At 69.5% G+C, this 8,248-nt stretch carries 10 protein-coding genes; 4 read left to right on the top strand and 6 right to left on the bottom strand.

Annotation, left to right across the window (positions count from 1 at the left end; all coding sequences use genetic code 11):
• Positions 1 to 397: 397 nt before the first annotated feature.
• The 6 genes from QH276_RS23670 to clpS form a co-directional block, all read right to left on the bottom strand.
• Positions 398 to 1,360, bottom strand: coding sequence for a PLP-dependent cysteine synthase family protein (locus QH276_RS23670; protein WP_280402065.1), 963 nt, complete (start codon positions 1,358 to 1,360; stop codon positions 398 to 400).
• A gap of 7 nt (positions 1,361 to 1,367) precedes the next feature.
• Positions 1,368 to 1,643 carry a MoaD/ThiS family protein gene (locus QH276_RS23675; RefSeq protein ID WP_280402064.1) on the bottom strand — a complete coding sequence of 92 codons (276 nt, stop codon included), beginning with the start codon at positions 1,641 to 1,643 and terminating at the stop codon, positions 1,368 to 1,370.
• Between the two features lie 41 nt (positions 1,644 to 1,684).
• Positions 1,685 to 2,107 carry a M67 family metallopeptidase gene (locus tag QH276_RS23680; protein ID WP_280402063.1) on the bottom strand — a complete coding sequence of 141 codons (423 nt, stop codon included), beginning with the start codon at positions 2,105 to 2,107 and terminating at the stop codon, positions 1,685 to 1,687.
• Between the two features lie 440 nt (positions 2,108 to 2,547).
• Positions 2,548 to 3,612, bottom strand: a complete 1,065-nt coding sequence (locus QH276_RS23685; RefSeq protein ID WP_280402062.1) for a P1 family peptidase — start codon at positions 3,610 to 3,612, stop codon at positions 2,548 to 2,550.
• Positions 3,609 to 4,178 carry a DUF2017 domain-containing protein gene (locus QH276_RS23690; protein ID WP_280402061.1) on the bottom strand — a complete coding sequence of 190 codons (570 nt, stop codon included), beginning with the start codon at positions 4,176 to 4,178 and terminating at the stop codon, positions 3,609 to 3,611. The genes QH276_RS23685 and QH276_RS23690 overlap by 4 nt, the downstream gene beginning before the upstream one ends.
• A gap of 21 nt (positions 4,179 to 4,199) precedes the next feature.
• Entirely contained in the window at positions 4,200 to 4,562 is a 363-nt protein-coding gene (gene clpS, locus QH276_RS23695) for an ATP-dependent Clp protease adapter ClpS (protein WP_280402060.1), read from the bottom strand.
• Positions 4,563 to 4,745: 183 nt separating this feature from the next.
• On the opposite strand from clpS, the gene QH276_RS23700 reads away from it, so the two are divergent.
• The 4 genes from QH276_RS23700 (at position 4,746) to QH276_RS23715 (ending at position 7,948) form a co-directional block, all read left to right on the top strand.
• Positions 4,746 to 6,056: a nicotinate phosphoribosyltransferase gene (locus QH276_RS23700; protein ID WP_280402059.1), complete on the top strand. Its 1,311-nt coding sequence runs from the start codon at positions 4,746 to 4,748 to the stop codon at positions 6,054 to 6,056.
• A 49-nt stretch (positions 6,057 to 6,105) separates the two neighbouring features.
• Positions 6,106 to 6,657 carry a nicotinamidase gene (locus QH276_RS23705; RefSeq protein WP_280402058.1) on the top strand — a complete coding sequence of 184 codons (552 nt, stop codon included), beginning with the start codon at positions 6,106 to 6,108 and terminating at the stop codon, positions 6,655 to 6,657.
• A gap of 50 nt (positions 6,658 to 6,707) precedes the next feature.
• On the top strand, positions 6,708 to 7,100 hold the full coding sequence (locus QH276_RS23710) for an MmcQ/YjbR family DNA-binding protein (RefSeq protein WP_280402057.1): 393 nt from the start codon (positions 6,708 to 6,710) through the stop codon (positions 7,098 to 7,100).
• 191 nt (positions 7,101 to 7,291) lie between these two features.
• On the top strand, positions 7,292 to 7,948 hold the full coding sequence (locus QH276_RS23715; RefSeq protein WP_280402056.1) for a PadR family transcriptional regulator: 657 nt from the start codon (positions 7,292 to 7,294) through the stop codon (positions 7,946 to 7,948).
• Positions 7,949 to 8,248: the final 300 nt, after the last annotated feature.

The following is an 8,248-nucleotide window of genomic DNA, read 5'->3' on the forward strand; positions in this document are numbered from 1 at the left end:
CCCATTCGCCCGCGAGAGGGGGAGATATAGGGGTGTTGGGGGAGTTTTTGTTTGTGGGGCTTGTGCTATTGGAGATCTCTCTCACCGAATGGCGAGAACTGTTCGATCCCGCCGTCGCGCTGGCCGATCAAGGGTTCGAGATCAGTCCCCGGCTGGCCGGGCAGATCGCCGACTCCGTCGGCGCGGGTTTTTGGCCCCCATGGTGGCCGGGGGGGGGGGGGGGGCGGCCGCCGCGGGCGGGGGGCGCCGAGCCCCGCGCGGGCGCCGCGCGGCGCGGGCCCCCACCCGCCCCCGCCGGAGAGGGCGGCCGGGCGGCGGGGGGGGGGGGGCGCCCCCCCCCCCCCCGCGCCCACCATGGGGGGCAAAAACCCGTGCCGCCGGAGGCGGCACCAAAAACTCAAGCCCAGAGCTGGCCTTCGAGGCGTTCCTCGGCCTCCTCGAGGGTGCCGTCGTAGGCGCCGGTGGACAGGTATTTCCATCCGCCGTCGGCGACGACGAAGGCGATATCGGCTCGTTTACCGGCCGCGACGACCTTGCGGGCCACGCCGAGCGCCGCGTGCAGGATGGCGCCGGTGGAGATACCGGCGAAAATGCCCTCCTCCAGTACCAGCTCCCGGGTGCGGCGGACGGCGTCGTACGGGCCGACGGAGAAACGGCTGGTGAGCACCGATTCGTCGTACAGTTCCGGGATGAACCCCTCGTCGATGTTGCGCAGGCCGTAGACCAGCTCGCCGTAGCGAGGTTCCGCGGCGACGATCTCGATACCCGGCACTTTCTCCCGCAGGAACCGGCCGGTGCCCATCAGGGTGCCGGTGGTACCCAGTCCGGCGACGAAATGTGTGATCTCGGGCAGATCGGCGAGGATCTCCGGACCCGTGGTCTCGTAGTGCGCCAGGGCGTTGGCCGGGTTGCCGTACTGGTAGAGCATCACCCAGTCCGGGTTCGCCGCGGCGATCTCCTTGGCCTTGGCCACCGCCTGGTTCGAACCGCCGGCGGCAGGCGAATCGATGATCTCGGCACCGAACATGGTGAGCAGCTGCCGGCGCTCCACCGAGGTGTTCTCCGGCATCACGCACACCAGGCGATAGCCCTTGAGCTTCGCCGCCATGGCCAGCGAGATCCCGGTATTGCCGCTGGTGGGCTCCAGGATCGTGCAGCCGCGGGTGAGCCGGCCCTCGGCCTCGGCCTGTTCGATCATGCGCAGCGCCGGGCGGTCCTTGATGGATCCGGTGGGATTGCGGTCCTCGAGTTTGGCCCACAGCCGCACCGGCAGCTCACCCTCCCACTGCGGGGAGAGATTGCGCAGCCCGACCAGCGGGGTATCGCCGAGGGTCGCGATCAGGGATTCGTAGCGCGCCACCGGCTTCTCAGACCCCGCCCGCGACGGCCGGCAGAATCGTCACCGTCGCGCCCTCGCCCACGGCGGTGTCGAGGCCGCCGGAGAACCGCACATCCTCGTCGTCGACATAGATGTTGACGTAGCGGTTCAGTTTGCCGTCGCTCAGCAACCGCTCGGCGAGACCGGGATGGTTGTTCTCCAGATCCTCGATCACCGCGGCGAGCGTGGACCCCTTGGCCTCGACACGCTTCTCGCCTCCGGTGTGGGTGCGCATGATGGTCGGGATGGACACGGTGACCGGCATGGGTGCTCCTCGCTGTGCTTTCTTCTCGGAAGTTCTGGTGGTCAGACGTTTTCGTAGGCGGGGACGATCTGCACCGGCTCCTCGGTGACCTCGCCCTCGACGATCCGGTAACTGCGCAACTCGTGCTGCTCCGGGTCGCGGGTGGAGATCAGCACATAATGTGCGCCGGGTTCGGAGGCGTAGGAGATATCGGTGCGGCTCGGATAGGCCTCGGTGGCGGTATGCGAGTGGTAGATCACCACCGGTTCCTCGTCGGCCTCGTCCATCGCGCGCCACACCTTCAACTGTTCCCCGGAATCGAACCGGTAGAACGTGGGGGAGCGCTCGGCGTTCAGCATCGCCACGAACCGCTCCGGACGATCCGACCCCTCGGGCCCCGCGATGATCCCGCAGGCCTCGTCGGGATGATCGGCACGGGCATGCGCGACCATCGCATCCACCAGGTCGGCCCTGATCACGAGCACAATCGAACCTCTCCACACATCGTCTCGGCCGTCGCCGACCCATCACAGCCGACAACGGTCGAGGATATGTGCCTATTCCCGTGTCTTTTGCGCCGCCTCCGGCGGCGCGGGGGTTTTGGGGCCAAGGGCCAAGGGGGGGGGGGGGGCCACCCCCCCCGGGCGGCCCGCCGCGGCGGGCCACACCCCACCGGGCGGCCCCCCCCACCACCCCCCCCCCCACGGGCAAAACCCTCCAAGGGCCTCGAAAGACTCGGCACCGCCGTGGTCCCGTTGGGCTTCGGGGGTCATGTAAACCTCTCGGGGCCTCGTAAGACTCGGCGCCGCCGTGGTCGCGTTGGGTTTCGAGGGTCATGTAAACCACTCAGCGCCTCGTAAGACTCGGCGCCCCGGCGAGTCGCGTTCGGGTTTGATCGTTCTCGCGCAGGTGAAACCTCGGGTGCTCAGTTGCCGAAGAGGTCGTTGTAGGTGGGGAGGCCGGCGACCGATTCCGCTGAGCGGATGGCGTCGACTACGGCGCGTTCCACGCAGACCGCGGTCGCTGTGCACAGTTCGTCGACCAGCGGTAGGTCGGCCGGGAAGGCCGGGGGGAGGGCGGGGAGGCCCGGTGGGGTCGCGGTGCCGGTCGCGAGTGCGAAGAACGTATCGCCGTCGAGGGGGGAATGCGCCGGGCGGACCGCGCGGGCCAGCCCGTCGTGTGCGGTGGTGGCGAGGCGGCGGCAGCCGAGGGTGTCCAGGGGCGCGTCGGTGGCGACCACGCCGATCGTGGTGTTGAGGACGGTGCCCTTCACCGGTAGCGCGTTGGCCGCGGCGAGTTGTTCCGCGGTGGCCGGGCGCAGGCCGAAGAATTCGGGGCCGTCGGTGCCCGCGCCCCACGGCAGCCCGGTGCGCGGGTCGAAAACCGACCCCACCGGGTTCGCGACCACCAGCGCGCCGACCGTGGTCCCGGCGGCGATACCGTCGGTGAAGCGGATGCTGGCGCTGCCGATCCCGCCCTTGAGCGCCCCGGCTTGGGCGCCCACTCCCGCACCGACGGAACCGCGCAGGAAATCGGGTCCGGCAGCCGCGGCGGCGTGGTATCCGAATTCGGCGGTGGGCCGGGTGCGCCAATCGCCGACCGGCAGATCGAAGATCACCGCGGCGGGCACGATCGGCACCACCCGGGCCGGGTCGGCCGGGTCCATCGGGATACCTTCGCCGTGTTCTTCCAGCCAACGCATCACGCCGTCCGCCGCGGCCAGGCCGTAGGCGCTGCCGCCGGTGAGCAGGACGGCGTGAACCCGCTGGACCGTGTTCGCGGGATCGAGCAGATCGGTTTCCCGGGTACCGGGGCCGCCGCCGCGCACATCCACGGCCGCGACCGCGCCGCCCGGCGCGCGGACCACCGTGGACCCGGTGGCGGCGCCGGAACCGCGGGTGGCGTCCGGATCGAGGATGTGATGGTGGCCGACCAGCAGGCCGGCGATATCGGTGAGGGCGTTACGCGGCCCGGGCGCGCCGCCGGTCACGGGGCCATCGCCTGCAGTAGGGAGTCCTGCATCCAGGTGAGCCAGTGGTAGACGTCCAGATGCGGGGCACGGGGGTCGTCGGGCGGGAACTGTTCCGGGGTGTCGGCGTCGATTTCCAGCACAACGCCGAGGGCGAGCCGGATATCGGTGAGCGCGGTCAGCCACGCGTCGGCCTCTTCGGGTGTGAGCGCGATCTTGCCGCCCTCTTCCGGAACCGTCCGCAGGACGACGCCCGCGGCCGCCAGTTTGTCGTCGATGATCTCCGGTTCGTGCAAGCCGCGCAGCGCGCTGTTGAGGTCGGCGCGATCGGCGTCGGGGGATCCCGGTTCGGCGCGGTGGAAATCGGGCAGCAGCCGTGCCAGCCGGGGATCGTCCGGCGGGAGGGTGTTGCCGCTGCGCAGTCCGGTCAGGGCGGCGAGCTCGTCCTCGGGGGCCGAGGCGGCACGCTCACCCAGCAGGCCGGATACGGCTCCGACCAGCGAACGCAGGACGCTCGCTTCCCGCGCGTCCATCTCCGTCCGCAGCTTGAGACCGCTCAATGAGTTCTTCCGGCTCCATTTACGCACGTCGCTACGGTAACCGTCCGATCAGTCGTCGCGTTGCATGGTCGCCCACAGCCCGGCCGCGTGCAGCCGGCGGACATCCTGTTCCATTTTGTCCCGCGAACCGGACGATACGACCGCTTTGCCCTCGTTGTGCACCTTGAGCATCAGCTCGGTCGCCTTGGCTTTGCTGTAGCCGAACAACTTCTGGAAGATATAGGCGACGTAGTGCATCAGGTTGACCGGATCGTCCCACACCACGGTGACCCAGGGGCGGTCCTCGGCCTCCAGGATCTCGGTGGCTTCCACGGCCTCGGGGGTCGCCTGTGCCGCCGACAACGTGACGCCGGGGGCGTCTACGCGGACCTCGATCGTCCGGGAGCGGGGTGCTGTATTGCACAAGGCCATGCCACCAAGGGTACGACGCACCGAGTAATTCACAACACCCGGAGCAGCAACAATGCGACGGCCCCGGTCAGGTACGCGACCTGCGCGAAACCCGCGTTACGCGGCCCCGGAGGCTCGTGCCGGCCCCGGGCGTGGCGGGTGGTTTCGCGGCCCGCGCCGCCTGCCTGTTTACAGTGAACAACCGTGGACCCGCGCGATACCGCCGGCAGCACCGCCCTGCTGACCGACCAATACGAGCTCACCATGCTGGCGGCCGCGCTGGCCGATGGTTCCGCGACGCGACGCTGCACCTTCGAGGTCTTCGCTCGGCGCCTGCCGCACGGCCGCCGGTACGGCGTGGTCGCCGGTACCGGCCGTTTCCTCGACGCGCTGGCCCGGTTCCGGTTCGGCGCGGAGGAACTGGCGGTCGCCGCCGGATTCCTGGATTCCGCGACCATCGACTGGCTGCGCGACTACCGCTTCGCCGGCGATATCGACGGCTACCCGGAAGGTGAGCTGTATTTCCCGGGTTCGCCGATTCTGTCGGTGACCGGCAGCTTCGCCGAATGCGTGGTGCTGGAGACGCTGGCGCTGTCGGTGTTCAACCACGACAGTGCGATCGCGTCGGCGGCGGCGCGGATGGTGAGCGCCGCGGCCGGACGCCGCATGATCGAGATGGGGTCACGGCGCACCCATGAACGCGCCGCCCCGGCCAGTGCGCGGGCTGCTTACCTGGCCGGTTTCCACGCGACCTCCAACCTGGAGGCCGTGCGCCGGTACGGGGTGCCGGGCGCGGGAACCAGTGCGCACGCATTCACGCTGGTGCACAGCGGCCCCGACGGTGAGCACGAGGTGGAGGCGTTCCGCAGCCAGGTCGCGGCACACGGCACCGGCACCACGCTGCTGGTCGACACCTTCGACATCACGCGTGGCGTCGAACTCGCGGTACAGGTGGCGGGGCCGGAGCTGGGTGCGGTGCGGATCGACTCCGGTGATCTCGGTGTGCTGGCGCGGCAGGTCCGGCGGCAGCTGGACGAGCTGGGGGCCACCGGTACTCGGATCGTGGTTTCCGGGGACCTCGACGAATACGCGATCGCGGCGTTGCGGGCCGAACCGGTCGACGCGTACGGGGTCGGGACCCAGCTGGTGACCGGGTCGGGCGCGCCGACCGCGGGCATGGTGTACAAGCTGGTCGAGGTCGACGGCCTGCCGGTGGCGAAACGATCCAGCCACAAGGAATCGCGGGGTGGCGCGAAACGCGCGGTGCGGCTGGCACGGTCCACCGGGACGATCGTCGAGGAGATCGTGTATCCGGCGGCCGCCGCGCCGCCCGATCCGGGGGAATTCGAGGCAAAGGATCTGCTGGTGCCCTTGGTGCGGGGTGGCGAGGTACTGGACGGCCCCGGTCTCGCCGATTCCCGTGACCTGGTGGCGCGTGGCCTGGTGAGCCTGCCGTGGGAGGGCCTCAAACTCTCCGCCGGGGATCCCGCGGTGCCCACCACATTCCTGTCCTGACCGGCGGACACGAGTGGCCCGGCCGGACGGCGCGGGGGAAACTGAAGGTATGAAACGCGCATTGATCGTGGTGGATGTACAGAACGATTTCTGCGAGGGCGGTTCCCTGGCGGTGGCCGGTGGCGCCCGGGTCGCGGGGTTGATCAGCGACTATCTGCGCGACGCCGACTACGACGCGATCGTCGCCACCCGGGATTTCCACATCGATCCCGGTGCGCATTTCTCCGATACCCCGGACTTCGTGGACAGCTGGCCCCCGCACTGCCGGGTCGGCACGCCGGGCGCTGAGTTCCATCCGGAGTTCGACACCGCGCCCGTGCAGGAAGTGTTCTCGAAAGGCGAATATTCGGCCGCCTATTCGGGTTTCGAGGGGGCGGCCGCCGACGGCACGCCGCTCGCCGAATGGTTACGCGCCCGCGGTATCGGCACCGTCGATATCGCCGGAATCGCCACCGACCACTGTGTCCGGGCCACCGCCCTCGACGCCGCCGCGGCCGGTTTCACCACCCGTGTCCTGCTCGGCCTGACAGCGGGTGTCGCCCCGGCCACGGTGGAGACGGCCTTGGAGCGCATGCGGCGGGCCGGTATCGAGCTACATTGATCACAACGCAACCAGCCGGAGCGCCGAGTTCAGCGAGGAATTCGAAGGTTATGGACCGAGGGGGCCGAAACCCCGCGCGCGCGAGCGCGCCGAGAACACCGACCGCCAATGGGGATGACGCTCGCGCCTACGCGCTTTCGCTGCCGGGAACCACTGAAGAGTTCGCGTGGGGCATGCCGATCTTCCGGGTCGAACGGCGGCTTTTCCTCACCCTGCCGGAAGACGAGACGTCGATGGCTGTGCGTTGCCCGATAGTCGATCGCGACGAACTGGTCGTTGCCGAACCGGCCAAGTTCTGGATCGCCGGTCACGAGGCCGCCAACCCGTGGGTCCGGGTGCGGCTCGCGGCCCTCGACGATCACGAAGAACTGCGAGCCATCATTCTCGACTCGTGGCGCTTGGCTGCGCCACCCGGCGTGCTCGAGGCGCTCGACACCCGGTAGTGATCGGCTGCTGGACGGCGGCGTCCGGCGTAGGTGCATGCGCCGGGGGGCCGAGCTCGGCGTTCCCGCTGGGCGCGGTCGGGTGGATGCGGCGCGCAGGACCTCACGGAGGGGTAAGCGGAGGCGACTTGCGGGCAGGCTTGTCCGCTAGTACTCGCGTGCGTATATTCGTAGGCGAGTAAGGAGGGTCGATGGCGAAGAAGCGCAAGGTGGGCAATCTGCTGGCGCTGGCCGTTCTCGCGGTGATGCAGGACGAGGCCATGCACCGGTATCAGATCGCGGCGCGGTTGCGTGAGTACGGCAAAGACCAGGACATGGATATCAAGTGGGGGTCGCTGTACACGGTGGTGCAGAACCTGGCCAAGGCCGGGTTCCTCGAGGTGGTGGGCAGCGAACGCGACGGCGCCCGGCCCGAGCGGGTGATCTACCGGATCACCGAAGCGGGCCGTGCCGAACTGGTGGACTGGACGCGGGAACTGATCGCCGAACCCGAACCCGAACGCGGCCGCTACCTCGCCGGGTTGTCGATCCTGGCGGTGCTACCGCCCGAGGAGGTCGCGGAACTGCTGGGCCGGCGCCTCGCGGTGCTGGACGAGCAGATCGCGCGGGTCCGGAAGGACCTCGCCGCGCTCTCGGCGAGCCTGCCTCGGCTGTTCCTCATCGAATCCGAGTACGGCCTCGCGGTGCTGGTGGCGGAGGCGGAATGGACGCGCGCGCTGCGCACCGAACTACTCGACGGAACCTTCCCCGACCTGGCGGAATGGCAGGCATGGCATACCGGCACCGGCGTGGACAGCGCGCGGGCCCGCGAATATGTGAAGGGAGCTGATAGCTCGACCGATCAGTGAATTACACCGGTCTCGATGGTGATGCGCCAACACCACCATCGAGACCGGGTCACCGTCTCGGACCGTGCCCGCGCAGGCGCACACCCGGCCGCGAGTTTGGCAGAACACAGGATAACCGGGTTGTGAGACGCAGGCGGTCCGGCGAACAACGAACTCGGGGCCGTCCCCGTTCTGGAGCGGTGAAGCTACGCCCCGAACCCGCGCCCCCGCGCGGGCGGGCGCCAACAAATGGTTAAACCGAGGGAGCGACACGAAACCCGCTGCGGGGGGGGGGCGGCATCAACGGGGCGGACGGCGCCC

It is taken from the genome of Nocardia carnea, from assembly GCF_029869215.1.
GTDB classification, from domain to species: domain Bacteria; phylum Actinomycetota; class Actinomycetes; order Mycobacteriales; family Mycobacteriaceae; genus Nocardia; species Nocardia carnea_B.